The sequence below is a fragment of the Telluria sp. BA11 genome, from assembly GCF_056680305.1.
The window spans coordinates 3782776-3809582 of record NZ_CM155275.1 but is presented as its reverse complement, the minus strand read 5'-3'; the positions used below and the strand labels follow the sequence as shown (position 1 = coordinate 3809582).

Below are 26807 nucleotides of genomic sequence, written 5' to 3'. Positions count from 1 at the left end.
GCTCAGTGCTCCTGTTTCTTGAGCAGCAAAATACTCATGCCCAGGATGACCGGCACGGCAAGCAGCAGGGCGAGATACTCGCCGCGCAGGTCGTGCCAGCCCAGCGCCTTGTTGAAGATACCGCGGCTGATCGAGAGCATGTGGGCGGCCGGGTACACGTTGCCGATGACGCGCCCCAGGCCTTCCATCGAATTGACTGGATTGAGCAGACCCGCGAACTGGATGGTAGGGATCATGGTGCCGATGAGCGTCAGGAAAATTGCGGCGATCTGGCTGCGGGTGAAGGTCGACGCCAGCAGGCCGATGCCGGTCGCGCACAGCACGTAGAGAAACGCCGCCAGCGCCAGGCTTGGAAAACTGCCCTTGATCGGCACCCCGAACACGGTGACGGCAAGCAGTGTCATGAGCAAAAAGTTCAGCATTCCCAGCAGCACATAGGGCGCCTGCTTGCCAAGCAAGAATTCAGTGCGCGTCACCGGCGTCACGTACAGGTTGAGGATTGAGCCCATTTCTTTTTCGCGCACCACCGAGAGCGCTGCCAGCATGGCCGGCAGCATCAGCAACAGCAGCGGAATCACGGCAGGCACCATCGCTGGCAGGCTTTTGACATCCGGGTTGTAGCGATAGCGCGTCGCGATGTTCACGGCCTGGGCAGGGACGCCACCGAGCCGCATGCGGGCCTGCTCGGCGAGCCACAACTGGTGCATGCCGAACACGTAGCCCTCGGCCGTCTCGCCACGCTGCGGCATGGCCCCGTCCACCCAGGCCGAGACACTGACCGGCGCCCCGCGGGCGGCGCGGCGCGCGAAGCCAGGGGGGATTTCCAGCGCCAGCGCCAGTTCGCCGCTGCGCATGCGGGCATCGAGTTCGGCGTAATCGGCAAGCGGCGGCCGCTCAATGAAGTAGCGCGAACCGGCCAGATTGAGTACGTAGTTGCGCGACAGGCCGGTCTGATCGCGATCCAGCACTGCAAAATTGAGGTCCTCGACATCCAGGCTGATGCCGTAGCCGATGACAAACAGCAACAGCAGCGACCCGCCCAGCGCCAGTGTGGCGCGCACCGGATCATGGCGCAGTTCGAGCGCTTCGCGCCACATATAGCTCAGTGCGCGATTCAGGCTGAAGGGGTGCCGGTGTGTTGCGGGTGGCGCTGCAGGTGCAGGTGCAGGTGCAGGTGCAGGTGCAGACGCAGGCGCGGCGCTGGCCGGTTCTGCCGCGTCGATGCCGCCGCCGGCTTCCACCAGATAGCTGATGAACGCCTCTTCCAGTGTGGCCGTGCCGCGCTCGCGCAGCAGGTCGGCGGGCGCCGCCGTCACCAGCACCCGGCCCGCGTGCATCAGCGACAGGCGGTCGCAACGCGCGGCCTCGTTCATGAAATGGGTCGAGATGAAGATGGTCACGCCATCGCGGCGCGCCAGCTCGATCATGAGGCGCCAGAAATTGTCCCGGGCAATCGGATCGACACCGGAGGTCGGTTCGTCGAGGATGAGCAGTTGCGGCGCGTGCACGATGGCCACTGCCAGCGACAGGCGCTGGCGCACGCCAAGGGGCAGCGCGTCGGGCAACGCGTCCATGACTGCCGTCAGGTCGAAGCGCCCGGCCAGCTCCGCGATGCGGCTGTCGATACGTTCGGGCGCCATCCCGAACAGGCGCGCGTGCAGCACCAGATTCTGCCGCACGGTCAGCTCGGTGTAGAGCGAGAACGCCTGTGACATGTAGCCGACCTGCTGCCGCGCCGCCAGATCGTTCGCCGCCATCGGCTTACCGAACAGCAAGGCCGTGCCTTCGCTGACTGGCAGCAGACCGGTGAGCATCTTCATCGTCGTCGATTTACCGCAGCCGTTCGAACCGAGAAAGCCGAATATCTCGCCGCGCCGGATCTGGAAGCTGACCCGGTCGACGGCCGTGAAATCGCCGAAGCGCATCGACAGCCCACGCGCCTCGATGGCCAGCGACTCACCGCGGCCCGTGCCCGTCTGCGGCGCAAGCGGCGTGATCACCACCGGCTGGTGGCCACGCCGGCGGTCTTCCGGCAGCAAGGCGATGAACGCGTCTTCCAGTGTCTGGCTGCGACTGGCGGCGCGCAATGCGGCCGGTGTCCCGTGGGCCAGTACCCGGCCCGCATCCATCGCAACGAGCAGGTCGAAGCGCTCGGCTTCTTCCATATAGGCAGTGGCAACCAGCACGCTCATGCCGGGCCGCGAGGTCCGGATGGACGCGATCAGCGTCCAGAACTGGGCGCGTGCCAGCGGGTCGACGCCGGTCGTGGGTTCGTCGAGGATCAGCAGGTCGGGGTCATGGATCAGGGCGCAGCACAAACCGAGCTTCTGCTTCATTCCTCCCGACAATTTGCCGGCCGGGCGGCGCAGAAATGGCGCCAGGCCGGTGCTGGTCGTGAGAGCATCGATGCGGCGGCGCCGCTCTGCCCTGTCATGCCCGAACAGGCGCGCAAAAAACTGCAGGTTCTCTTCCACTGACAGGGTCGGATACAGGTTCTTGCCCAGCCCCTGCGGCATGTACGCGATACGGGGGCAGACAGCGTCGCGATGCGCCTTGCGCGCCATATCGCCTTGCAACACCGTCACCACGCCCTCCTGCACGGCGCGAGCGCCGGCAATGAGCGACATCAGGCTCGATTTGCCCACGCCGTCCGGGCCAATCAGGCCGATCATGCAGCCGGCTGGCAGCGTCAGGTCGACGTGGTCGAGCGCCACGGTCTTGCCGAAACGGAGGCTGACGCCGGCCAGACAAACGACCGGCGGCCCCGATCTTGCGGGCATCATCGGGACACGCTCAAGGCCAGCTCGGCCGGCCATGGCGCAGCAGCGTCCAGGCGTACCCAGGCGACGCCGGGCACGCCGGTCTTGACCTGTTGCATGTGTTGACGCAGCAGCTGGCGGCCGAGTTGCGCCTTGACGCGAAACATCAGCTTTTGCCGCTCGCTGGCGGTCTCCACGGTTTTGGGCGTGAACTGGGCCGCGCTCGCCACGAACGAAATCGTCGCTGGCAATACATACCCCGGGGCTGCATCCAGGATCAGCCGCACCTCGCTGCCAATGGCGATCCGGCCCGCTGCTTCCTCGGGCAGGAAAAAGGTGAGATAGACGTCGCTGACATCGATCAGGTTGAGCACCTTGCCGCCAGCGGGCAGCACTTCGCCGGCTTCGGCCACCCGGTACTGCACCCGGCCGGCGCTGGGCGCACGCAAGGCGCTGTCGGCCAGGTCCACGTCGATCCGCGCCGTGGTGGCCTGCGCGGCGACAACGGCCGAGCGCGCGCCCACGACTTGCGCCTGAGCTGCCGTGATGGCAGCCCTGGCGGCCACCGCCTGGGCGGTTGCCGCCGCCAGCGCCGCTTCCGCGCCATGCATGCGCGCGCGGTCATCGTCGAGTTCCTGGATCGACGCCGCCCCGGCCCGTGCCAGCGTTTCCGAGCGGGCCAGGCGGCGGCCCGCTGCATCGAGTTCGCTGGCACGCTGGGTCGCCACGGCGCGTGTGGCGACCGCGTCGCTCTCACGCATGGCGACCTGGGCCTGCATGCCGGCGACATTGTCGGTCGCTTGTTGCTCGCGGGCCCGGGCTTCATCGCGCTGGGCCAGCAAGGTATCGTCGCGCATCGTTGCCAGTATCTGGCCGGCTTGCACGAAGTCGCCCTCGTGCACCGCAATGCTGTCGACCCGGCCAGCCAGTTTCGTGGCCACGTCGATCTCGGTCGCTTCGATGCGGCCATTGCCGCTGACAAACCCCGGGCCAGGTCCCGTCGGGCGCAGGACATACCATGTACCGATGCCGGCCGCGGCGACCGTCAGCAGCAGCCCGCCGATGGCCAGCCTCGATGTCCAGGCACCGAAGCGGGCAGCTTGCGCGGGCGGCGTTGCCGCTGCCGGACTGGCAGGCGTATCCCTGAGGGGCGCGGTATCAATACTGGTCTCGGTCATGGTGGCGGCACTACGTCAGATGGCGTGAATGGAACGACAGCAATGTTACGGATGTCTTTGGCGGCAGAGCCCAACCATAACAGTCAGTGCCAGACTTTTAAGCGTGGCTCCGCACAGAGGCTCCGCCGGCATGGGATGCCCACCCCGGTCAAAAGAAGGTGCAATGGGGGCTTTGCGGCATTCGAACTGGCCCTTTTGATGTGGATCATCGTTTGTGATTTATCGTCCACGTACACTCGCGACCATCGGCACAGGCCTTCTTTCACCATGGCCAGCATGGCAAGCCCGGACCCAACAAGCATTGCACAAACACCTGCGAAACCTGCGTCACCAGAAAGAACTTGCACCATGCTCAATCCACTGGATCCTCTTAGAAACCGCCTGTTAGCCGAACTGGATCGCAGCGAGTTTCACCGCCTGTCGCCCTTCCTAGAGCTGATCTCGCTGGCCCACGGCGACGTCCTATATCAAGCCAATGGGAAAATGCCATACGCTTACTTCCCGATCACAGCAACGATCTCGATCGACTACCTGCTTGAAAATGGCGGGACGTCCGAAATCACCCGCATCGGCAACGAAGGCATGCTTGGGGTATCGCTGTTTATGGGCAGCGAACGCTCGGCCGGGCGCGCGCTGGTCCAGGCGCCGGGTTACGCTTTCCGGCTTGGGGCGCCGCGCCTGATGGAAGAGTTCTATCACAAGGGTCCCCTGCTACGCCTGCTGCTGCGCTACACGCAGGTACGCCTGACCCAGGTTTCGCAGCTGGCGACATGCAACAGCCACCACACCACCAAACAACGGCTGTGTCGTTACCTGCTGCAAATGCTGGACCGCTCGTCCTGCAACGAAATGGATATCACGCAGGAAGAAATCGGCGTCACCATTGGCGTGCGCCGGGAGGGCGTCACCGATGCCGCCCGCTGGCTGCAGCAAATCGGCGCCATCAGCTGGCGCCGCGGCCATGTCACGATCCACAGTCGGACAGCCCTGCTCAACCATGTTTGTGAATGCTACGACGTCGTTTGCCACGCCACTGCGGCATTGCTGCCCGAACTCGCATCGGCGCCGGTCACCATGAAAAGCGCGTGGCAGACCAGCGGAGGTTTGCCGCCGTTTCACTTCTGCGGCGATGAACGCCGACATACGCCGCCGCAAGTTGCGGCGCTCGAGGCCGAAGAGAGACAGGCAGTGTTCGCTTTCGCCTAGACCAGCCTGCCACTCACCGCCACTCACTGTCCCGTCCACCTGTGCAGACAGGCCCCGGCTCCACTGCCATGCAATGCGCCTGCACCGGAGATCACATGAGCTACCTGCCATCCTCGTCCACCTGCAATTGGGCCAGCCTCATACTGCATTGCTCCACCTGTCAGCCAGGCTGGGCGAGCGCTTCGATGCCCGTTTGGTGGGTGTCGCAGTCGGCGCCCAGCCGGTACCGCTGCCGGCCTCCGGCAACCCGCCACAGCCGGGCACCATCGCGCTCGACCATACGTGCGACCCGGTCGTGGCCGGCGCCTACGGCCACAGCCGCCTGCGCGAGTGGGCGTTCGGCGGGGTTACGCGCACCCTCGTCACCCAGCAGCAAATCGCTGTCATGCTTTCGCACTGAGCCGGCACACAGAGCACCCTGCCGCTTAGCGCACATCGAGCGCGCCCGGGTACGACCTCAGCGTGTCTCGCACACGGCAAAGTGCGTCTGGCTACGCCGGTGACGGCGCCAGTCCGAAATCCTGTGCCAGCGCACTACCCTGGTCATCGAACACGACCGGCTCATCCACGCTTGCGTTGAGAAAGCGCACGACATACGGCTGCGTGGATGCCCGGATCTGCGCTGGCGTGCCATGCGCAACAATCTTGCCTTCGGCCAGAAAACAAAGCGCATCAGCCAGTGTCAGCGCAGCCTCCACATCCTGCGTCACGATGATCGACGTCAATCCCAGCGTGTCGTTCAGCGTGCGGATCAGCCTGGCGATGACACCTTTTGCAATCGGGTCGAGCCCGGCAAACGGTTCGTCGTACAGCACCAGGGGCGGATCAAGCGCCGTTGCACGCGCCAGCGCCACCCGACGCTCCATGCCGCCAGACATCTCGCCCGGCTTGAGGCCAGCGGCATTGCGCAGGCCGACCACTTCCAGTTTCATCAGCACGAGATCGCGAATCATGCTTTCGGGCAGATTCGTCTGTTCCCGCAATGGGAATGCGATGTTGTCGAAGGCAGTCAGATCGGTGAATAACGCGCTATGCTGGAACAACATGCCCATCTGGCGCCGCATGGCGTACAGCAGTCCGGTGTCATCCGTGTCAAGTACGGTGCCGTTGATCAGGACACGCCCAGCCTGCGGCGTCAGCATGCCACCAATCAAGCGCAAGATGGTGGTCTTGCCGGACCCCGAACCACCCATGACAACAAGCACCTTGCCGCGAGAGATGGCGAGGGACAGGCCGCACAGGACCTTGCGCTCGCCGAACGAGAAATCAATCGCATCGAGTTCGACAAAGTTGCCGGCGGCGCCAGGGATGGGAGCGGCATCGGCCACCATTGTGGTGGCTGCGTCAGCACGTGTCTTGAGAATCATGGCAACTCCGGATTGGTGTTCAGGGCGCGGCGCCAGGCCCGACCCCAGGCATCCTGCGCCACCTCCCGCGATGACTCAGTGTGTCTTCGCACATTGACGTGACCGGCCAAGCAGGTGGCACGCAGGTGGCACGCAATCGCCATGTTCTGGCGCCAGGGTCTTAAGCGCGAAGACACACCGAGTCGCCGGCATGTTGCGCGCAAGCTGTGGTTTCACTCACAGACAACGAGAGCCATTCATGAAAACCGATCTGCAATTACAACAAGATGTCCTGGCCGAACTCGACTGGGATCCTTCCATCAATGCCGCCGACATTGGTGTCGAGGTCAAGGACGGGATCGTCACGCTCAGCGGCCACGTCCCGAGCTTCGCTGAAAAATGGGATGCCGAGCGCGTGGCGCGCCAGGTCGGTGGCGTACAGGCGCTGACGGTCGCCCTGGAAGTCGACTTGCCCGGCACGAGCCGGCGTGACGATGTGGACATTGCACGCACGGTGCAGAACGCCCTGCTCTGGACGACCACCGTGCCCGACAAGGACCTCCAGGTGACGGTGGAAAATGGGCATGTGACCCTGTCCGGCGAAGTCACATGGCGCTTTCAGCGCGACGCCGCTATCCAGTGCGTGCAGCACCTGATGGGCGTGACGGGCGTGACGAACCAGATTGCGATCAAGCCGCATGTGTCCACGGCCGTTATCAAGGACCAGATCGACGCGTCACTGAAGCGCCATGCCCACCAGGAAGCCACCCGGATCAACGTTGCCGTGCATGGTTCCGAGGTGACGCTCAGCGGCGTTGTGTCGAACTGGACCGATCGCAAGCTGGCCTGCCATGCCGCCTGGTGCGGCCAGGGCGTCAACAACGTCGTCGATCGCATGGTCTACGCCTGATGGACAATCGCACCGACATCACCGGCGCCGGCGCAGGGATGCCGGTGCGCCGCCAGCCAGTACAGGGTGGCCTCTGATGCCCGAACCCGGCAACCATCCGTTCGCGGAAATCCGGACTGGCGACAAGGCCACCTTGACCCGGACCCTGACCCAGCATGACCTCGACGGCCTCGCCACGCTGTCAGGCGAGGTCGATCCGGCCGGGCCGGACGCCAGCGCGCCCGCCAATGCGCAATACCGGCAGAGCGTCACCCATGGCATGTGGGGCGGCGCGCTGATTTCTACCGTACTGGACCGACAACTGCCCGGCGCGGGCACCATTTTATTGCACCAGTCGCTCGACTTTCTGGCGCCCGTCGCAGTGGGCGACAAGGTGGACGTCACGGTCCATGTCGAAGCGCTCGACCCGGTCCACCAGAGCGTTCGCCTGCGCTGCAGCGTGGTCAACCAGCGCAGCGAAACCGTCATCGCCGGCACTGCCACCGTGATCGCACCGCATGAAAAGATCGGGAATCGCCGCCTCCGGCTCTCCGCGCATGAAGACAGAGGGGTTGGCGACAATTTCCGCAAACTCATCGCACTGACGGCAGGCATGGCGCCGCTGCGCGTGGCGGTCATCCATCCGGTCGACCCGCCGACGCTGAAAGCTGCCTGTGAAGCGGCGATGCTGGGCCTGATCACGCCGGTGCTGGTGGGACCGGCGCACCGGATTCATGCAGCTGCTACCGATAGCCGGTTCGATCTCGACGGCATCGAGGTTGTCGATACGGCGCACAGCGCTGCTGCGATCGCCGCGGCAATGGCGATGGCGGCGAGTGGTCAGGTCGAGGCCGTCATGAGCAGCGCCCTGCGCAGCGCCGACCTGATACACGCAATCCGGGCGGCATCGGCGCCGCTTGCCAGCGCACAGCGCCCGAGCCATGTCTACATCATCGATGCGCCGGGCTATGCGCGCCCGCTGTTCATCACCGACGCCATCATGAACCTGGCCCCCGATCTCGACGCCAAACGCGACATCGCGCAAAACGCGGTTGACCTGGTACGCGCACTGGGCAGCGAGATTCCACGCGTGGCAATTCTGTGCGCCACAGAAACGGTCATCGCCGCGATGCAGGCGACCGTCGATGCGGCAGCCCTGTGCAAGATGGCAGAACGGCACCAGATCACCGGTGCGCTGGTGGACGGTCCGCTGGCATTCGATGACGCTGTCTCGGCGCAGGCCGCCCTTGTCAAAGGCATCGTCTCGCCCGTTGCCGGCCACGCAGACATCCTGCTGATGCCGGATGCCCAGGCAGGCGCCATGCTGGCCAGGCAGCTTGCGTTTCTGGGCCAGGCCCAGATGGCCGGCATCGTGCTCGGTGCACGCGTGCCGATTCTTCTTGTCAGCCGGGCAGATTCAACGCTCGCGCAACTGGGCGCGTGCGCCAGCGCGCTGCTGCTGGCGCGCCGCCGGCAAGGCTGTCAGCAACCCGCGCCTGCACAACGCACAAGCACTTGAACACTCCCTTCGCACTTTCACGAAAAGGCATAGCGTCATGAGCAAAATCATTGGCATCGATCTCGGTACGACCAACTCCTGCGTGGCCATCATGGAAAACGGCCAGCCCAAGGTGCTCGACAATGCAGAAGGCACGCGCACTACGCCGTCGATCATCGCCTATCAGAACGACGGCGAGATCCTGGTTGGCGCGGCCGCCAAGCGGCAGGCCGTGACCAATCCGAGAAACACGCTGTTTGCGGTCAAGCGCCTGATCGGCCGAAAATTTGACGAGAAAGAAGTCCAGAAAGACATCGGCCTGATGCCATTTACCATCGTCAAGGCGGACAATGGCGATGCGTGGATCGCTGTGCTCGACAAAAAGCTGGCACCGCAGCAGATCTCGGCGGAGATCCTGCGCAAGATGAAAAAAACCGCCGAAGACTATCTGGGCGAGACCGTGACCGATGCCGTCATCACCGTGCCGGCCTATTTCAACGATGCGCAGCGCCAGGCCACCAAGGATGCGGGCCGCATTGCGGGGCTGGACGTCAAACGCATCATCAATGAACCGACTGCCGCGGCACTGGCCTTCGGCCTGGACAAGAACCAGAAAGGCGACCGCAAGATCGTCGTCTACGACCTGGGCGGCGGCACGTTCGACGTCTCGATCATCGACATCGCGGCCGTGGAAGGCGATCAGCAATTCGAGGTCCTGTCGACGAATGGCGATACCTTCCTGGGTGGCGAAGATTTTGACCAGCGCATCATCGACCATATCATCGGGGACTTCAAACGCCAGCACGGAATCGATCTGAAAAAAGACCCGATCGCTCTGCAGCGCATCAAGGCATCGGCCGAACGTGCCAAGATCGAGCTGTCGTCGACGCAGCAGACCGACCTCAATGAACCGTATATCGCCATGGCCAACGGCGCGCCGGTGCACCTGTCGATGACGCTGACGCGGGCACGGCTCGAAGCGCTGGTGGAAGACCTTATCGAAGCGACGATCGCGCCCTGCCGGATCGCCATCAAGGATGCCGGCGTGACGGTCGGCCAGATCGACGACATTATCCTGGTCGGTGGCATGACCCGCATGCCGAAGGTACAGCAGAAAGTCAGCGAATTCTTTGGCAAGGAGCCGCGCAAGGACGTCAATCCGGATGAAGCAGTGGCCGTCGGCGCAGCCATCCAGGGTGCGGTGCTGTCCGGCGAGCGCAAGGACGTGCTGTTGCTGGACGTCACACCGCTGTCCCTCGGGATCGAGACGATGGGTGGCGTGATGACGAAGATGATCGCCAAGAACACCACCATTCCAACCCGCTTCAGCCAGGTGTTTTCAACGGCCGACGATGACCAGGCGGCCGTGACGATCAAGGTGTTCCAGGGCGAGCGCGAGATTGCCGCAGGCAACAAGGCCCTTGGCGAATTCAACCTCGAAGGCATTGCGCCAGCACCGCGCGGCACGCCGCAGATCGACGTCAGTTTCGATATCGACGCCAACGGCATCCTGCATGTCGGCGCCAGGGACAAGGCCACCGGCAAGGAGAATCGCATCGAAATCAAGGCCAATTCAGGCCTGACGGAAAGCGAGATCAGCGCCATGGTGCTGGACGCCGAGCAACACGCCGAGGCCGACCACGCGCTACGGCTCCTGGCCGAAGCGCGCAACAAGGGCGAAGCGCAACTGCATGCCGCGCGCAAGACGATCAGTAGCCTGGCGGCGACAGCTGACGCTGATGCCGTACGCAAGGTCGAAGCGCTGATCGGCGAGGTGCAAGCGGCGCTCGACGCCGGCGACCGGACGATGATCGAAGGACGCGCCGAGGCATTGCAGGACGCTGTGGCCAGTCTGGAACAACATGCCACTGATCAGGCACCACCGCAGGCCGGCCCCGACGATGTGCAAGACGCCGCATTCACGGAAGTCAATCGCTGAGTACGGGCATCTGAAGGCCGGCTGGGTGAACCAGCCGGCTTTTTCAACGCCTGTACCTTTACATCAAGGTCGCTGCAACGCTCACGGCGCGACGCCAACCGTATGCTGCAGATTGTTGAACCCGGTCGACGCTTCCCACGTGTTGCTGTTGGCCAGCTGGATCGCATACTCGGGACGATCGCGCAGCGACGCCTGTGGATCCGGCAGGTTCAGCAGCACCGAGTACGAACCGGCCGCCATATTGGCCGGCAGCGCCACGGTCTGGTTGATCGTCACGGTCTGGTTCGACAGCCAATGGCGCGGGTCGGTTGCCAGCTTGACGCGATGGGTTGCTCCGCTCGCCGTGTTACGGAACACGAGTTCCACGTCGCGGCTGTTGAATGGCGCCGACCAGCCCTCGTTCTGCAGCTGCAGGTTGACGACGAAGCCGCCACCCGGTTTCGCCGTGCGCGAGAACGCACCGCTCTTGAGCACGAAGCGGTAGCCCAGCTTTTGCTTGACCTGGGTGAAGCAACCCTGCGTTTTCCAGTTGTTCAGCACCGTCGTGTTGTAGTCCAGGTTCAGGTACGACCAGTGGAAGCGACCCATTTCGGCAAGGGCAGTCGGGCAATCGCTGCGTGGCGGCGCATAGTTGCAGGTCTCGCCGCCCGATGCGACGTAGTTCGTTTCCGCCGCCAGGTACGGGAACTCCACCGATGGATTGATGTAGGTGCCGTAGTCCGATGCATTGGACAGGAAGCAATCGTTGTGGTGGCCCAGGCGCGCCTTGGCCGAACCGTTGTAGGCCTCGCTCGCGGTCAAGGCGGTTGGGGTGTACAACTTGGTCTTGAACAGCGGCATGCGCAACTGCACCATGCGTTCAGCAGGCACCACTTGCAGCAGCTTGTCGACCACAGATTTGCGGTCAGCAATGTTTTTGGCGGTCATGTTGTAGCTGTCGCCATAGTTGTTGGTGTTGCCCCACTCGCCCCACGCACCGATCAGGCCGGCCTGCACGACGGCGATGATGTCCTTGTTGGCCGTCAGGTACGGTGCCAGCTGCGTCAGGTGGGTGTTGACCATCGCCGGGGTCGCATCCACCGGTGAGTTGTTGTCGTTGTAGGCGAAGCGGACGATGGCTTTCAGGCCAGCCTTGCGCACCGTATCCATCTGTTGCTGGAACAGATTGAGCGTGGACTGGCTGATCGGTGCGTTGACGAAGCTGCGCAGATAGAACACGCACAGCATCAGCGATTCACCGCCCGACGTGCGGAAGCTCGTCAGTTGCGACTGGCTCAGCGGCGTCTCGCAGCCAACGTGGCGATAAAAGCCGCGCTCCGGGTTGGTGATGACGGCCGTGCTGGCGGTGTAGTTCACTGGCACCGTGGTGCCCGGGGATGGCGTTGGGGTCGGCGTTGGGGTTGGCGTTGGTGTCGGGGTCGGCGTTGGCGTTGGCGTTGGCGTTGGCGTTGGCGTCGGCGTCGGCGTCGGCGTCGGCGTCGGCGTTGGCGTTGGCGTTGGCGTTGGCGTTGGCGTTGGGGTTGGGGTTGGCGTCGGCGTCGTCTTGGTGATCGACAGGCGCAGGATCGGCGAGAGTTGCGCTGGTGGATCGGTCTGGGTAATGAGGCTGATGTTGTCCGCGCCGCCGAGCTCGGCACGAGTCACCGTCATCGTCGCCAGGCTATTGGCCGATGCATACGGCACGGTCTTGACGAAGGTCCAGGCCCAGGAGCCGTTTCTGCCACTGTAGCGGTACAGGCGGCCATTCTCGATCATGTAACCGGCGCCGACGCCGTTGAATGCATAGCCGGTCGTGGTGATGGCATCGTTATCGATGTACACGCGCACCCAGGCCGGCGTGCCGGCGTAACGAATGCGGATGCTGAGATTGGTGCCGTCGCTGCTGGCTGTCGTCGGGCCCGCCGTGATTGAGGCCAGCGCCACAGGCGCAGCGACGGCAGCCGACATCAGCACCGGGCTGGAAAGAAGCCCGGCGCACAGCAGTGCGAGCCCGATTGGGCGACGGACGGAAGGAACGGAATTGATATGAATCTGTGACATTTGATAATCGCTTTATATAAAAATCCAACAACCGGCCCGTGACGATCCAGTCGCCGCTTGCAGCGCAAGTGGCGGGAAGCATCCGCAGACGAAGAGCGTGACGATCCCGCTGCCGCTCGCATCGGAGTGGCAGGGATATCCGCAGGACCTGCTGAAATGGACTAGCTGTATCGACTGGCGATCAGCTAGCGGCGGGGAGCGCGGCAAAACGCTATGGTGGATAACTGGCGACGAGAAGACTGATTGGTCTTCCCATGACATGACGCGAGAAAGCGCACACAGACATCCCCTGCTGGGCGTGCTGTGACTACAACGATGTGCTATCGATCATGGCATCTCCTCATTCCTAAAATCATGAAACCGTTTGAGTTTCCTCAAAGCGATTGGTTCCAAGAAATAAAAAATAATTTCTTTGAGAAAAAGTCACCGCTTTTGGTTCCTGCCAGCCCAAATGGATGTAGTGGGCTAGCAGAAATTCAGCGCCAACGTCTGATGTGTGTCAGAAAAATGCTTCTTAAAAATTCAAACACTGGCGTTGGAGATGCTTCGGCTCAATTAGTTCCCGAAATATTTTTCTTTGGGAAAATTGAAACGTTGCAACATTGTTCTAATCAATTGCAAATTGGGAATTTTTTAAAAGCGTGACGCAGCCTGCGCGTGCTTGAGGCTGGTAGAGAAACGTTGAGGTTGGTAAAACAACAGGCGGGGGTTACTGCTTGTGGGTCGTGATGACAATGCTTGGTTCATTCTGCAACAACGTCAACCTCGACGCCGTGCGTACACGTTGACGGCATGAAGATGGCTTCCCACATGTGCGATATTTTTCCCATCGAGAACCGCTCCCGTGCATCGACGGCGCGCTGTGCGAATCTTGCCCGCGCGCGCCCGTCACGCATCAGGGTATCGAGTGCCGACGCCATGCCGTCGACGTCGCCAGGCGCCACCAGCACACCATCGATCCCGTGGCGGATGATGTCCCGGGGGCCGGTGTCGCAATTGAAGCTCACTGCCGGCAAGCCGTACGCCATGGCTTCGACCAGCGTGTTGGGGAAGCCCTCGAAATGCGAACTCATGGCGTAGAGACTGGCCCGCGCGTACCAGTCGCCCATATTGCCGACACTGCCGGGCAAGAACACGCGCTGCCCCAGCCCGCTGGCCTGCACCTGCGCAGCCAGTGCAGCACGCTGCGCGCCCTCGCCCAGAATGACGAGATCCCAGTCCGGGTGCGCGGTTGCCAGCCGGGCAAAGATGGCAATCAGGGTCGTGAAGTTTTTTTCTTCGCTAAGCCGGCCAACCCCCAGCAGGATCTGGCGGCCGGGCGCGCACGAGGTCGCGGGACTCACATGCGGCGCATGCTGCGCCAACGGCCAAACGACAGGGTTCGGGATCACGGGAATGCGCCGGGCACGGGAATGGCGCTCCAGCCAGTGCGCGCATTCGTGCGTCAGCGCGACGACCGCGTGCAAGTGGCCGTAGGCATGACGCCGCAACGTTTCCCAGATCACGCCCATCGGCGCCTTGGGCGGGAAGTTATGCTCGGAGCCGACCGTCCGCACGCCAGACAGCCCGCGCGCCGCCAGCGCCAGCACGACATTGGCCGTGTGCATGGCGGACAAGGCCACAGCGGGCTGCACCTCGCGCAACACCCGGCGCAGCGCACGCGCGCGCCGGGCCGTGCGCACGAACCCGGCCAGCAAGCCGCCGCCCTGGCCAGCCAGATCAAGGCAGCGGCGCCCGACGCCGGCATCGAGCACGTAAAAATCACGCGCCTGCGGGGCAACGGTCACCACCGTGACGGCCCAGCCGAGCGACGCCCAGTGGTTGGCCAGATTGGCGACCACCCGCTCGGCGCCGCCATTTTCCAGCGAGTGAATGTAGATCAGTAATCGCATCGTCGACCGTCGCCTCCAGGTTTCATTGCACCACCAACGGCATATGCCCGGAATGCGCGTACTGCGCCAGGTGACGATCCAGGCAGACCGTGCCGGGCGTGGCGCTGGCCGATGGATTGGCGACGACGCGGCCGTCGAAGTCGCCGGCAATCGTGCCGTGCAGCGCGATACGGTCCCATACCCGGGACGTGGTCGCCTTGACGAAACGGGTTTCGTGGTCAAACAGAAACAGTGTCGTGGCGGGAGCAGCATGGGCGACATGGACCGTGGCGTCGATGTTGCGGATCGCGCCGTCCGGTTCATCGCCCTGGTGATAAAGGTGCACATGGCTGCCGTAGTTGCCCTCGCCCGAGGCCTCGAGCGCAATCCGTACGTTTTTTACATTGCCCACGCTCGCGCCGCCGCAAATCAGTGCGATGAGCCCATTGCTACCGGGCCACTGGGCGGTACTGGACACCATTACCCGGATGTCGGCATTGCGCAGCGCCGACGCGATGACGGCCCGCCGCACGTTGTGACATACCAGGTCGATATCGGCGTTCTCCCTGATGAAACTGGCGTTGACGCCGTAATACGCGTAGCGCACTTCGCCGTGTACACGAATGTTGGAAAGCAAGCGCCGCGTGGCGGCGTTGTTATGCGACGAGAGCAGACTCACGACCCGTTCGGCGTAGCAGTCAACCAGCGTGAAGCCGTGGCTCGGCCGGTCCGCCTGGATGCCCACGCACACCATGCCGCGCCAGTCGGGCCGCGGGTCGAATCCTGCATCGGCGAAGCTGGCGCCGGCAATCGTGATGTTTTGAAAATTGAAAAAGTAAAACAGGTTGGGCATGACGTTGGCGTCTGTCGTGACCGTAAACAGGGCGCCGTACGCCGAGATGGCAATGTCGCGCGCATTGCGGCACAGGACGAACGTGGCGGCGTCGGTGCAGCGTCCAAAATCATAAACGCCGCGCGGCACCAGCAGCGTGCCGCCGCCCTGCACTGCCAGATCATCGAGTGCCTGGCGAAACGCCCCGACCAGCGCTGCCGTCCGTGCCCCGGGCAAACCGCCGTAGTCGGCCAGACTGACGATGGCTGGCGGTACCATGGCGGCCTTGATGCCGCCCACCTGAGTACGCCTGGGCTGGCCTCCTGTTGCATCGCCAACCGGTGCTGGCAACAATGCCGCCGCCGCGCCCAAGGCGGCGCCACGCAGCAGCAAGTTGCGCCGCCTTGTTGACAGGCTCTTCATCTGGTCACCATGCTGGCAAAGCATCACTTGCGGCGCTGTAACAGGTAAAACGTCTTGAACACGAGTCGCGCCCAGGTCGCCCGCTTGTGCTGGTGCAGCCGTTGCTTGACCGACCGCATGGCCGCAGCGATTGTGGCGCCGATCGCATGATCGATGTTGCGCAGCAGTTTTATGGGCGAACGATAGAGATGCACTTCGTCCATGTAAAACGGCACGCCCAGCAAGCGTTCCTTGAAAGCGAACACGCCGCCACCCAGATAGAACCGGGTTCCGCCGCGCACGATGCTTTCGCAGATCGTCAGGAAGACGCACAACTTGCCAAGCCCGAATTTTTCATACTGGGGGTCGTACCCCATGGCGTCGCCGAAGAAGCTGGCGCCAACCTGGTAATTGACGGAGCCGGCGCAGATGCGGCCGTCGATCAGGATCACGTGCACGAATCCGCACAGCCTGGCCAACCGGGCAAGACGCGCCACATCGTAGAAAAACACGGCGTCGCCGGCATTGATCTTTTGTTCGCTCAACGCGACGATTGCCCGGATATGGTCTTCGTCGATATCGTCGTTGACGAAAAAGCGCGACTCGAACGACGGAAAGTGGCGCCGGATGCCATTGATGCCCTGGTTGATGCTGGCGCGCGTGGACTTGCCGATGCGCGCCTTGTAGGCATCGGGCGTAGCGGGCAGCGTGACGACATAGCTGCCCTTGGCCGGGTACTGTTGCACCGGAAATCCGAGTTCGCCGGCGGCAGTCTTGACGGCCTTGAAACTGATGACGTCAATCTGCGGAAAATGCGCGAAAACATATGTCACGAAGCGCGCCATCTCGGCCTGGGGGACCTCGATCATTTCGTTGATGACGTCGATCCGGCGACCGTTGAACGTAAACAGCAAGACAGTGCTGGGCGCGCCGGCGCTGTGAGCCAGATAGCAACTGGCATTCTCGATCGACCGGAACACCTTGAAAAACGCCAGTGACGAATGCAGCGACGCATAGGTCGTCACCAGGGCTTCTTCGACGTCGGCGGGCAATTGCCCGACGTGACACGTGACGCTGTCGGGCGGGGGGATCAATGCGCTTGCATGCATGCCGGTTGCTCCTGTTGCAGGTTGGCCGGGCTGAAACCACAGCGCGCCAGGTTGTTGTCCAGTTCAGCGCTCAGGCTGCCCTGGTAGTGAATCGCCGATTGCGGATCGCGGTGGCGGATGTCCTGCACGACGCCTGCGATGAATGCCTCGACCAGATCGGGCTGCATGCATTTCCGATGCACGTATAAACCGGACAGGACCATGCCTGCGCCCCCCGTCCCCCCTTTCGCCCAGCAAAACAGGCCCAGCCGGTCGCCATGGACGAGGCTATAGAAATGGTCGGATCGTTCCATCCGCTTCATGACGGTGTTCAAGAATTCGCAGTAACCCGATGCCGCATCGTTGGCGTCAAATTGCAGCACGTCAGGCAAGCTGTCGCGGGATGGCAGCAGCGCCCCTGCGGCCCCGCAGAAAGACGCGGATCGAAGGGTGCGAGAGACGACTGCAGGGCGTGCGCGGCGCCGCAGCCACCCGGCGGCGAGACTTGCCCAGCGCTGCGGCCGAATGCCATGCACGATGGCGAGTACGTCATGGTGACGCCAACCGGCCCGGCTCGCCAGTGCTCTGGCCGCATCGATCAGGCGCTGGCGCGCCGCCGTCAGCAGGAAGCTGCGCAGATCGCGGTGGATCGTCAGTGTCGAGACGTGATCGTGCGCCGTCGCAAAATGCTCCTTGTACCCGTCGCCGCCCGGCGCCAGGTCGAGCAACGGCATCTGCTGCGCCGCGAGATGCACGCCCAGCATGGCCAGGAGCAAATTGCCTGGGGAGTGGGCAGATGTGGCCGGGTGATAGGTATTGATCCCGAGATGCACGGCCCGGCCCGCGCTCAAGAGGCCGATGTGGGATGCAGCAATGGCGCCGTCCACCGTCAGGATCGTGACGTGCAGCAGCCCTTGCCGGTGCAGCGCGATGTAAAAACGCTTTTTTGCCGCGTCGAGCGTGAACGGCCTCGCGCGATACAGCGCCGCCTGCCTGAAGTCGTACTGGTCGCAAATGGCATCGATGACCCGCAAGAAATGGGCATGCTCGACGACCTGCTCGAACCGCACTGCGCCCAGCCGGCCCAGGCGATTGCTATTTTGCCGGTGATTTTTCTTGTTGCGCTGCCGGTGCATCGCGACCGGGTCGATCTGCATCAGTGGCCGGCGCACGGACCGCAGCGTCACCCACCGTCGTGCATCGGATGCACCGTCGCGCCACGCATCGAGCCAGGACAGCGGCGTGCCGGCCGGCAAGTAACGCAACGCGAGATCGGCGCGCGGAAGGTGTTCGCGGATGGCCCGCAGCGCTCCCGTGATGAACGATGTGCCGGCATCCGGGGGCTGCAGCCAGCCCTGGTATTCGGCATGGCATTCGCCGGCACCGGTGAGGCGCTGGCCCTTGTCGTTCAGAGCCAGCGGCAACAGGCCGACCAGCGCGCCGTCGTCGGTTTCCTGCAGGACGACAACGGGCACGAACAGCTCCGCGTACAAGCCGTACCACGGCAACACAAAATCGGGATGCTGGCAGGCAGTGGCCCAGGGGCAGGCAGCATGCAGTGCCCGCCACGCCGTGACGAACGTCTGCGCGCCGATCTGGGCCAGTACGGCGTCGCCGGTCAGTAAGCGCAGCGCCATGTCAGACTTGCGCCGTTGTTTCGAGGCCCTGCACGGCGTGTGCGTGCCCATTGGCTTCGATCTGCCGCAGCGCGCTCAGGTAGCGCGCAATCACGACGTTTTCATCGAATTGCGCGACGACCTTGGTCCTGCCCGCCTGGCCCATGGCCAGGCGCTGCGCCTGCGTCAGGCCGACCATCCGGATCATCTTGTCGGCCAGGTCGGCCGCATCTTTTACATTGCATAGCAAGCCATTGGCCTGATGCTCCACGATATCCTTGCAGCCGGCCACATTCGTGGCAATGATCGGACGTGCCATCGCCGCCGCCTCGAGCAACGTATGCGGCACGCCCTCGCGGTACGACGGCAACACGACGCAATCGGCACGCGCCAGGTAGGGCCTGACGTCGTCGGTCTCTTTCAGGTACTCGATCAGTCCGCTGGTTTTCCAGCCCGCGATCCGCTCAACCGGGATCGAGTTCGGATTGTGCGCATCGACCGGCCCCAGCAGCTGGAACCGTACCCCTGGCAATTGCTGACGCACGATGCGCGCTGCGGCGGCGTATTCCTCAATACCCTTGTCGCGAAGCATCCTGGCCACCAGCAAGAAACAAAACGCCTCCGCTGCGGGTAGCTGCACGGGATCCGGCTGGAATTGCTGCAAGTCGATCCCGGAACCAGGCAGGACTTCGGCCACGTCGGGCCGCGCCAGGCCCGCGTCGACGAACAGCTTGCAATCATCGGCATTCTGGAAGAACACCCGGTTCGAATGCCTGAGCGAGCAGCGGTAGAGCTGTTTGACGAGATACGTTAAGGGGGAGTTGTTGATGAAGGTCGCGCCAAGACCCGCGATATTGTTGATGACCGGAATACCGAGCCGGTGCGCGGCAATCGATCCATAGATGTTCGGCTTGATCGTGTAGCCCAGGTAGGCCAGCGGGCGCACCGATTGCAAGACTCGCCAATACTTGACGAGCAGCGACAAGTCGCGACTGGGGCTGGTGCCGTTATTGTCCATTGAAACGGTCTTGAAACGACAGCCGAGCGATGCCAGCCGGTGCGCATAGGCATCGGCTGGCGCCATGACCATGACGTCATAGCCTTGCGCGATCAGGGCCTTGACCAGGCCGGAGCGAAAATTGTGGATATTCCAGGCGGTATTGACCGAAATAACGATTTTCTTGTTCATGATGTTCATCCTCAGGAAGATCGGACGCGATGCACGAGGGTCATGTCGTCAGTGGGCATGGGGCCGCGACAGCCGGCGGCGCCGGGCAGTGCAGCGCGGCGTCATGCGCTTCACGGCGCGGCCCGGTCTGCTGTTCGAGCCACGACTGGAACATCAGGACATCCCACAAGTGGTATTGCCAGTTGCGGCGGCCATCCAGGTGCTCGTGCCAGCGGGTGCGCAGCAGCGCAGGCTCGAAGAAGCCTTCACTGCGCAGCCGCGACTCGGCCAGCAAGGTTTCGGCCCAGTCGCGCAGCGGGCCCCGCAGCCAGTCGCCGATGGGCACGCCAAAGCCCATCTTGGGCCGCTCGATGAGTGCTTGCGGCACGTAGCGATACAACACCTGCCGCAGCGCCCACTTGCCCACGCCGTCGCGCAGTTTCAGCGCCAGCGGCAACCGTGCGGCGAATTCGATCACGCGGTGATCCAGAAACGGCACCCGCGTTTCCAGCGACACGCTCATGGCTGCCCGGTCAACCTTGACCAGGATGTCGTCAGGCAAATAGGTCAGCGTGTCGAGCGCCATCATGCGTTCGACACCACCGAGCCCGGCCAGCACCGGCGCGGCGCCGCGCAGCAAGGTAGGTGGCTCATGGCCACCGATCACGAGTGCGGCCGGATCGTCCCAGTGCGACACAAGGCCGAGGTACACCGCGTCGAGCGACGCGCTGGCCATGATGCGCGCGCCTTTGTGCAGCTTGTCGCCCGTGTTGGCAAAGCGCATGGCGCGCGGCAGACACGGCCTCAGCGTGCGCGCCAGCCGGTTCCAGGAAGCCACCGGCATCCGCGTGATGCCCCGTGCGGCGAGCCGGCGTACTGGCAACGGCGCCGCGCTGATCGACCTCCACAGGTGCGCGGCGAAACCATAGCGGGTGTAGCCGCAAAACAGTTCGTCACCGGCGTCGCCCGACAGCGACACCGTGACGTGCCGGCGCGCCAGCTGGGATACCAGGAACGTGGGAATCTGGGACGAGTCGGAGAACGGCTCGTCGTACATCGACGGCAGCCGTGGAATCACGGACTGTGCCTGCGCGGCTGTCACGTACAGCTCGGTGTGATCGGTGCCGAGATGACGGGCCACGGCTTTTGCATGGGGCGCCTCGTCGAAGCCCTGCTCGTGAAACCCGATTGAAAATGTCTGCACCGGCCGCGTTGAACAAGCCTGCATCAGCGCGACGATCGTCGACGAGTCAACGCCGCCGGACAGAAACGCACCCAGCGGGACGTCAGCCATCATCTGCGCGCCGACGGCGGCCCTGAGCAAGGTGTCGAGCGCATCGACGGCTTGCGCTGGCGTGCCCGCAAACGGCATGGCCGCGCCCGCCGTGTATTGCTGTGCTGCCGACCAATACGTGTGCAGCACCGGTTCCGGGCGCCCCGCCGAGACGGTGAGCAGGCAGCCCGGCGGCAGCTTGGCGATGCCGCGATAGATCGAATGCGGCGCCGGCACATAACTGTGCCGCAGTTGCAGGCACAGCGCCGCGCGATCGATATCGGCAGCACAGGCCGGATGCGCGCGCAGTGCCTTGAGTTCGGAGCCGAACAGGAATACCGCATCGTCTCCCCTGCCCTGCCAGCCGTAATACAGGGGCTTTTCGCCGACCCGGTCGCGCCCCAGCGTCAGCACGCCCGTCTGCCGGTCCCAGACGGCAAAGGCGAACATGCCGATGGCGCGTTCGACCGTGGCCGCAATGCCCCACGCATCGAAACCGGCAAGCAGCGTTTCGGTATCGGAACGACCGCGCCACCCGCACACACCAGCACTCGCCTCGAGCTCGTTGCGCATGGCCAGGTGGTTATAGATTTCGCCGTTGAAGACAAGCACGAAGCGGTTCGAGCAGGAGCGCATCGGTTGCTGACCGGCCGGGGACAGGTCGATGATAGCCAGGCGCCGGTGGCCAAGGGCGATGCCATGCTCGCCGTCGGACCAGTAGCCGGCGTCGTCGGGGCCACGATGGTAGATCGCATCGGTCATGCGCCTGAGCCAGCCGATTTGATCAGTTGCCGGTGAAGGCGCTGCAGCCAGAAATCCAGTGAATCCGCACATCAGAGTTCCCCTCTCGCAATGACGCCTTCATAAATGCGCTCGAAGCTCGCCCGCACGCACCCCATCGTGAAGCCGGCGCCGATCCGCGCCCTGGCCTGCTGCCCCATTTGCCTGCGATGCGCGGGGTCCAGCGCTACCAGTCCCGCCACGCCCTGCGCGAGCGCGTCGGCGTTGGCCCGGGGCACCAGCACGCCCGTGTCCGCCATCAGGACGGCGACGTCGCCAACATCGGTTGCCACGCACGGCAACCCCATCGCCATCGCCTCGCCCACTACATTAGGAAAAGCCTCGGTGCGCGAGGACAGGCAAAAAATGTCCATGGCGGACAGACAGATGGCAATATCGGCGCGTTCGCCCAGCAAGACGAAGCGCTCCATGTAACCCGTGGCAGCGATCCAGCGCAACAGTTCGGCATTGTCTGCATCCAGGTTCTTGCCGATCATCAGGAAGCGCAGCCGCGGGTAACGGCTGGCAAGTTGGCCGGCGGCCTTGACGAAGTTGGCATAGTCCTTGTCGAGGTTGAAACGCCCCAGCGTACCGAGCACGATGTCGTCAACCGCGAAGCCGCAGCGTGCCCGCAGCGCTGCGCGCTCGTCATGGCCAGGCGTGAATGCCGACAGATCGAAGCCATTGCCCACGACCACCATACGGTTGGCATCGTAGCCAAGCAGGGAATGGGAACGGCGCGCCGCCTCGGCCACGCACACAATGGTGTGCGGCACCCAGCGCGACAACGAGGCGCACAGATAGCGCACGAGCGCTGTGCTGCGCGCACAGCCGCCGTCGACATCGGTGGTGCGAACGCCCCAGATGACATTGCGGTTGCCGGCGAGCCGGGCTGCCAGGCCGCCGAGAAAATCGGCGTGATAGAGCCAGGTCTGGACGATATCGGGACGCATCGTGCGCATCAGGCGGATCAGGCGCACGAGGTCGCTGACGGGCGCGCGCCGCACATCGAGCACGATCAGCGTGATGCCGGACGCGACAAACCGCGAATACATGCCGCCGCCTGGGCTGAGGGCAATGACCGTGTGGCGGTACGGGCTATCGCGAAACGCGAGGATGAGCCGGTACAGCGCCATCTCGGCGCCCCCCACCGCCAGGCCGGTGATGACATGCAGGACATGGCGCGTCATGACGGATCCCGTGTGCCCGGCACGGCGGGCGAAGTAAAGGCAGTTGCGGAGGCAGAGGCAGAGGCGGAGGCGGAGGCCGATGCTGATGTCGAGGCAAAGTCGGCCATGCAATGGCTTTGCATGCCATGGGTGTCGGCCAGGCGCTGGTAGTGGCGCAGCAATACTTCGAGCTGCGCCAGATTCTCATCCAGGTTCACGCCAAAATTGTGCGGATGCCACCACAGATGAAATGTACTGCCCTCACGCGCTGCCAGCGCCATCCCCTGTTTCAGGCGACGCAGGCGCAGGGGCAACAACGCACGGTGCCGCCGCGACCACGGGTAGAGAAACTGGCTCCCCGGCACATTCACCAGTGCGCCATGCGACTGCGGGCGTACGGTGCGCTTGCCGCTCAGCGGCAGGCAGGCATCGGCAAAGCGTGCTGCGCGACCGGCAATGCCGCCAACCACTGCATCGCCATGGCGGTATAACGGGTGCCGCGCATTGCCGCGATAAACCTGAATCGCCGCCTTGGACAGGATGGGAAGGAAAGCCGCGACAATCTGATTGCGTGGCAGTACCGCGCTACGCAAGCTGGCACCCATGCCGGCAGCCACCGATTGCGCGCATGCCAGGTCCGCCGCAAATTGCGCCGGAGATGCGCCCGCTTCATTGCAATAGAAATGCCCATAGGTGTGTGTCCCCAGTTCTTGCCCCTGCGCCGCCAGGATTTGCTCGACCAGTGGCCGCGCAAAGAACAGCCGCGGATAGCTGCGTACGAACTGGTCCATGCCATACGGTGACAGCGCGCGGCGTGCATAGTCCGGCAAGAGCGCCGGCCGGGTGGCGCGCCAGTCATCGTAGTTGCGGCACATGATCATCCCGACCGTTGCCCAGGTCACGCGCACACCGTAGCGCGCGAACAAGGCCAGCATACGGGGCACGGCCTGCCATTCGCCCAGCACATTGCGCCCGTAGCCAGCAATCGTCTGCGTATCGGCGACGCCCCAGAACAGCTCGAAATCGAGCGAAATGACAAATTTTGCGAAAGCCATAATTGAGTACGAAGAGTGCGTCGTCGCTACCGTTTGTGCGTGCAAGCACGCGGGATGTGATGCAGGCCGGGCCGCTTGGGTCATGACACACTGGACGGCGTTTTTTTCAGCGCTGGCGCGCCAGGCGTTGCCTGGGCCAGGGCCCAGGCGTCAATGAGCCGGCCGGTGCACTGCCCGGCGTGGCGCATACCAGCGCGAACGTGGCCAGCCAGTACGAGGCGGCATCGAGCATCTGATGGGTGAACATCGACATGAACGCGAACAGGAATGCCATCGCATACCGCAACCCCGGATCGCTGAAAAACCTGCTTTTACAGAGCATGATGAGCATCCATCCCCATAATAAAATCCCCATGACGCCGTATTCGGCCGCTAAAAGAAGAAGCTGGTTATGCGTGCTTCCCCGGTGCCGCCAAAAATGCGTGGCACCAGCACCTGAACCAAATAAAGGGTTTTGAAGAAATAACTCCCAACCAGCCTCAATCACACCTGCCCGCTCTTCCGAGCTATCATCATCGAAGGTAAAGCTGGAGAAGAAGTTGAGCCTCGACAGAATATTAGTGGCTGCGTCTTCAAATTCCTCTCTGGAAGATATATAACTTTCAAAGCTGCCGATAAAGACGAGAAGAATACCGATTGCAATTGACAGTGATATCACAGCGGATTTAGGTAATGTTCGCTTGTAAATAAAGAGCCCCAGCAATACCATCCACGCAATGATTGCGGCGCGGGAAAATGTGGTCAGGATGGTGATCCCGGCCAATAAAAACAGGGGCATCCGATAGCGGCGATCGAGTACGGCAAAGCCGAGTACGACGATGTGCAGGATGGCTTCCCCGGCCAGGTTCGGATTGATGAACATGGCTGCCGCCCGCCCAAGCACTGCACCAGTCAAATCAACCGGATACAACAATCCGGGGTTGGCAAAATCGACGATGACGGCGCATGGCACGACGGCCATCAGGACGAACATGATCCGCAAATACATTCTCGCCGGGGAGATATAAGCAACGAATCCCAGGAACAGGGCGAACAGAATATATTGTGCGCGCGTCGTGATCAGGGAGCGCCTGGCTTCGGCATGCATATCCAAGAACGCTGCCCCTCCAACGTCCGCGCTGGCAGGAAAACCAGCCAAGTGGATCATATTCAAAGAAAATAATAATAATGCCCACAACGCGAATGGCGACACCAGGTAATCGCCAAGCGCTTGCCACCGTATGGCCATCAGCGGCGCAATGAATGCAAAAATACCGAAGTAAATAAACTTCGGCAATAATCGCGTATCGAGGACATATAAATAAACGGGCAGATTGGCGTACATGGCGCCAAGCGCAACCGCCATCAACAGCGTGTGGTATCTGACGAAAAACCGGTGGTCAGTGCGTGGCGGTGTTCGTGACCCATGCCAATTGGGCAGCCTCGCTTCGTTGCCGGCGGCGAGGTCATGGTTCATGGGCAGGGTCTTCCGTTGCAACCAACCGGCTGGCTGTATGGGTGACTTCGTGGTTGCCTGCATGGCTGACTTTGTGAGTGCCTGCATGGCTGACTTTGTGGCCACCTGCATGGGCCAGTGCCCGACTGCCGCACAGCGACAGGAACAATGTTTCCCACATCTGCCCGATCTTCTCGACCGAAAAGCGCTCCCTCGCCTGCGTCGCATTGATCGCCAACTGCCCGCGCAATGCCGCATCTCCCATCACGCGTGACAATGCCTCGCTCAGGGCGGCGATATCATCTGGCGGGACCAGCAGACCGTCGATACCGTGCCGGATGATGTCCCGCGGCCCTGTATTGCAATCGACGCTGACCGCAGGCACGCCATGGGCCATCGCTTCGGCCAGGACGTTGGGAAAGCCTTCGGAAAGCGAGGTCAACGCAAAGAGATCGGCCTGGCCATACCAGTACGCGACATTGCCGGCCATCCCTGGCATGGCCACGCGCTGCACCAGTCCCATGCGCCCGATCGTCGCTGCCAGCCGGGCACGCTCGGGGCCCTCCCCAAGAATGACCAGATCCCACTCTGGAAAAGCACCCGCCAGGCGCGCGAACGCGACGATCAGTGCATCGAAGTTTTTCACGGGGTCGAGGCGCCCGACGGCGAGCAAACGCTTGCGCTGCGGCTGGCACAGTCTGGGAAGACTGCGCCGCGGCGGATTGTCCGGCAGTGGCCAGGCGATGGCATTGGGAATGACGACCACCCATGACGCCGACGTTCGCGTTTCGATCCAGTGCGCGCACTCGCCCGTCAACGCCACCATGGCCGACAGCCTGCCGTACAGCGTGCGGCGCAGAACGTGCCACAGGCGGCCGAGCGTTGCGTGCGGCGGATAGCAACGCTCGGAACCGATCGTCTGCAACGCTGGCAACCACAGGCTGGCAAGGGCCAGCAGCACATTTGGCGTGCTCATCATTGCGAGCGCGATGTCTGGCCGCAGACTGCGCAACAAGCGCCGCAACGCCATCACACGCCTTGTGTTCTGCCACAGGCCATGGAGCGCATGGCGACTGGCCCCGGCCAGATCGAGTGAAATGCGCCCGACCCTGCGATCGAGCGGATAAAAATCGGCGCTGACCGGCGCCAGCGTGACGATGGTCACCTCGCTCCCCTTGCCCGCCCAGAAGTTGGCCAGTGTGCACGCGGCGCGCTCTGCGCCCCCGGCGGACAAGCTATGCATCAGCAACAGGATCTTCACTG

General features: G+C 63.2%; 20 protein-coding genes. 6 read left to right on the top strand and 14 right to left on the bottom strand.

What is annotated here, in order from left to right:
- Positions 1–2: 2 nt before the first annotated feature.
- Together rbbA and AC1MGT_RS16785 are read right to left on the bottom strand one after the other, a co-directional pair.
- Positions 3–2783: a ribosome-associated ATPase/putative transporter RbbA gene (gene rbbA, locus AC1MGT_RS16790; RefSeq protein WP_499501134.1), complete on the bottom strand. Its 2781-nt coding sequence runs from the start codon at positions 2781–2783 to the stop codon at positions 3–5.
- Positions 2780–3937, bottom strand: a complete 1158-nt coding sequence (locus AC1MGT_RS16785) for an HlyD family secretion protein (protein ID WP_499501133.1) — start codon at positions 3935–3937, stop codon at positions 2780–2782. Before AC1MGT_RS16785 ends, rbbA begins: the two co-directional genes overlap by 4 nt.
- Positions 3938–4285: 348 nt before the next feature.
- Here AC1MGT_RS16785 and AC1MGT_RS16780 point away from each other — a divergent pair, with 348 nt between their 5' ends.
- Positions 4286–5143, top strand: a complete 858-nt coding sequence (locus tag AC1MGT_RS16780; RefSeq protein ID WP_499501132.1) for a Crp/Fnr family transcriptional regulator — start codon at positions 4286–4288, stop codon at positions 5141–5143.
- A gap of 148 nt (positions 5144–5291) precedes the next feature.
- The gene (locus AC1MGT_RS16775) at positions 5292–5543 is read left to right on the top strand and encodes a hypothetical protein (protein ID WP_499501131.1); all 252 of its coding nucleotides are present in this window, start codon (positions 5292–5294) and stop codon (positions 5541–5543) included.
- Positions 5544–5634: 91 nt separating this feature from the next.
- Here AC1MGT_RS16775 and AC1MGT_RS16770 read toward each other — a convergent pair whose 3' ends face one another.
- Positions 5635–6474: an ABC transporter ATP-binding protein gene (locus AC1MGT_RS16770; RefSeq protein ID WP_499501130.1), complete on the bottom strand. Its 840-nt coding sequence runs from the start codon at positions 6472–6474 to the stop codon at positions 5635–5637.
- Between the two features lie 274 nt (positions 6475–6748).
- Here AC1MGT_RS16770 and AC1MGT_RS16765 point away from each other — a divergent pair, with 274 nt between their 5' ends.
- The 3 genes from AC1MGT_RS16765 (at position 6749) to dnaK (ending at position 10815) form a co-directional block, all read left to right on the top strand.
- The gene (locus AC1MGT_RS16765) at positions 6749–7399 is read left to right on the top strand and encodes a BON domain-containing protein (protein WP_499501129.1); all 651 of its coding nucleotides are present in this window, start codon (positions 6749–6751) and stop codon (positions 7397–7399) included.
- Between the two features lie 76 nt (positions 7400–7475).
- Complete coding sequence (locus AC1MGT_RS16760) at positions 7476–8897, top strand: bifunctional enoyl-CoA hydratase/phosphate acetyltransferase (protein ID WP_499501128.1); 1422 nt, start codon at positions 7476–7478, stop codon at positions 8895–8897.
- A gap of 37 nt (positions 8898–8934) precedes the next feature.
- Positions 8935–10815, top strand: coding sequence for a molecular chaperone DnaK (gene dnaK, locus AC1MGT_RS16755; RefSeq protein WP_499501127.1), 1881 nt, complete (start codon positions 8935–8937; stop codon positions 10813–10815).
- An 81-nt stretch (positions 10816–10896) separates the two neighbouring features.
- Here the strand turns inward: dnaK and AC1MGT_RS16750 are convergent, their stop codons facing one another.
- Complete coding sequence (locus AC1MGT_RS16750; RefSeq protein WP_499501126.1) at positions 10897–12855, bottom strand: DUF4832 domain-containing protein; 1959 nt, start codon at positions 12853–12855, stop codon at positions 10897–10899.
- A 354-nt stretch (positions 12856–13209) separates the two neighbouring features.
- Here AC1MGT_RS16750 and AC1MGT_RS16745 point away from each other — a divergent pair, with 354 nt between their 5' ends.
- Entirely contained in the window at positions 13210–13500 is a 291-nt protein-coding gene (locus AC1MGT_RS16745; protein WP_499501125.1) for a hypothetical protein, read from the top strand.
- A 98-nt stretch (positions 13501–13598) separates the two neighbouring features.
- Here the strand turns inward: AC1MGT_RS16745 and AC1MGT_RS16740 are convergent, their stop codons facing one another.
- Genes AC1MGT_RS16740 through AC1MGT_RS16695 form a run of 10 tightly spaced genes read right to left on the bottom strand, consistent with a single transcriptional unit; the run spans position 13599 to position 26805 of the window.
- Entirely contained in the window at positions 13599–14747 is a 1149-nt protein-coding gene (locus AC1MGT_RS16740; protein ID WP_499501124.1) for a glycosyltransferase family 4 protein, read from the bottom strand.
- 22 nt (positions 14748–14769) lie between these two features.
- The gene (locus AC1MGT_RS16735; RefSeq protein ID WP_499501123.1) at positions 14770–15981 is read right to left on the bottom strand and encodes a hypothetical protein; all 1212 of its coding nucleotides are present in this window, start codon (positions 15979–15981) and stop codon (positions 14770–14772) included.
- Positions 15982–16004: 23 nt separating this feature from the next.
- Positions 16005–17069, bottom strand: a complete 1065-nt coding sequence (locus AC1MGT_RS16730) for a GNAT family N-acetyltransferase (protein ID WP_499501122.1) — start codon at positions 17067–17069, stop codon at positions 16005–16007.
- Entirely contained in the window at positions 17051–18685 is a 1635-nt protein-coding gene (locus tag AC1MGT_RS16725) for a GNAT family N-acetyltransferase (RefSeq protein WP_499501121.1), read from the bottom strand. Before AC1MGT_RS16725 ends, AC1MGT_RS16730 begins: the two co-directional genes overlap by 19 nt.
- 1 nt (position 18686) lies before the next feature.
- Complete coding sequence (locus AC1MGT_RS16720) at positions 18687–19853, bottom strand: glycosyltransferase family 4 protein (protein ID WP_499501120.1); 1167 nt, start codon at positions 19851–19853, stop codon at positions 18687–18689.
- A 40-nt stretch (positions 19854–19893) separates the two neighbouring features.
- Complete coding sequence (gene asnB / locus AC1MGT_RS16715; RefSeq protein WP_499501119.1) at positions 19894–21939, bottom strand: asparagine synthase (glutamine-hydrolyzing); 2046 nt, start codon at positions 21937–21939, stop codon at positions 19894–19896.
- Positions 21939–23075: a glycosyltransferase family 4 protein gene (locus tag AC1MGT_RS16710; RefSeq protein ID WP_499501118.1), complete on the bottom strand. Its 1137-nt coding sequence runs from the start codon at positions 23073–23075 to the stop codon at positions 21939–21941. The genes asnB and AC1MGT_RS16710 overlap by 1 nt, the downstream gene beginning before the upstream one ends.
- Entirely contained in the window at positions 23072–24193 is a 1122-nt protein-coding gene (locus tag AC1MGT_RS16705) for a polysaccharide deacetylase family protein (RefSeq protein ID WP_499501117.1), read from the bottom strand. The genes AC1MGT_RS16710 and AC1MGT_RS16705 overlap by 4 nt, the downstream gene beginning before the upstream one ends.
- 22 nt (positions 24194–24215) lie before the next feature.
- Positions 24216–25565, bottom strand: a complete 1350-nt coding sequence (locus AC1MGT_RS16700) for an O-antigen ligase family protein (RefSeq protein WP_499501116.1) — start codon at positions 25563–25565, stop codon at positions 24216–24218.
- On the bottom strand, positions 25555–26805 hold the full coding sequence (locus AC1MGT_RS16695) for a glycosyltransferase family 4 protein (protein WP_499501115.1): 1251 nt from the start codon (positions 26803–26805) through the stop codon (positions 25555–25557). Before AC1MGT_RS16695 ends, AC1MGT_RS16700 begins: the two co-directional genes overlap by 11 nt.
- Positions 26806–26807 lie beyond the last annotated feature (2 nt).

Coding starts and splice junctions, on each gene's coding strand:
- rbbA (WP_499501134.1), bottom strand. CDS start 2,783: ATGATGCCCGCAAGATCGGGGCCGCCGGTCGTTTGTCTGGCCGGCGTC.
- AC1MGT_RS16785 (WP_499501133.1), bottom strand. CDS start 3,937: ATGACCGAGACCAGTATTGATACCGCGCCCCTCAGGGATACGCCTGCC.
- AC1MGT_RS16780 (WP_499501132.1), top strand. CDS start 4,286: ATGCTCAATCCACTGGATCCTCTTAGAAACCGCCTGTTAGCCGAACTG.
- AC1MGT_RS16770 (WP_499501130.1), bottom strand. CDS start 6,474: ATGGTGGCCGATGCCGCTCCCATCCCTGGCGCCGCCGGCAACTTTGTC.
- AC1MGT_RS16765 (WP_499501129.1), top strand. CDS start 6,749: ATGAAAACCGATCTGCAATTACAACAAGATGTCCTGGCCGAACTCGAC.
- AC1MGT_RS16760 (WP_499501128.1), top strand. CDS start 7,476: ATGCCCGAACCCGGCAACCATCCGTTCGCGGAAATCCGGACTGGCGAC.
- dnaK (WP_499501127.1), top strand. CDS start 8,935: ATGAGCAAAATCATTGGCATCGATCTCGGTACGACCAACTCCTGCGTG.
- AC1MGT_RS16750 (WP_499501126.1), bottom strand. CDS start 12,855: ATGTCACAGATTCATATCAATTCCGTTCCTTCCGTCCGTCGCCCAATC.
- AC1MGT_RS16745 (WP_499501125.1), top strand. CDS start 13,210: ATGAAACCGTTTGAGTTTCCTCAAAGCGATTGGTTCCAAGAAATAAAA.
- AC1MGT_RS16740 (WP_499501124.1), bottom strand. CDS start 14,747: ATGCGATTACTGATCTACATTCACTCGCTGGAAAATGGCGGCGCCGAG.
- AC1MGT_RS16735 (WP_499501123.1), bottom strand. CDS start 15,981: ATGAAGAGCCTGTCAACAAGGCGGCGCAACTTGCTGCTGCGTGGCGCC.
- AC1MGT_RS16730 (WP_499501122.1), bottom strand. CDS start 17,069: ATGCATGCAAGCGCATTGATCCCCCCGCCCGACAGCGTCACGTGTCAC.
- AC1MGT_RS16725 (WP_499501121.1), bottom strand. CDS start 18,685: ATGGCGCTGCGCTTACTGACCGGCGACGCCGTACTGGCCCAGATCGGC.
- AC1MGT_RS16720 (WP_499501120.1), bottom strand. CDS start 19,853: ATGAACAAGAAAATCGTTATTTCGGTCAATACCGCCTGGAATATCCAC.
- asnB (WP_499501119.1), bottom strand. CDS start 21,939: ATGTGCGGATTCACTGGATTTCTGGCTGCAGCGCCTTCACCGGCAACT.
- AC1MGT_RS16710 (WP_499501118.1), bottom strand. CDS start 23,075: ATGACGCGCCATGTCCTGCATGTCATCACCGGCCTGGCGGTGGGGGGC.
- AC1MGT_RS16705 (WP_499501117.1), bottom strand. CDS start 24,193: ATGACCCAAGCGGCCCGGCCTGCATCACATCCCGCGTGCTTGCACGCA.
- AC1MGT_RS16700 (WP_499501116.1), bottom strand. CDS start 25,565: ATGAACCATGACCTCGCCGCCGGCAACGAAGCGAGGCTGCCCAATTGG.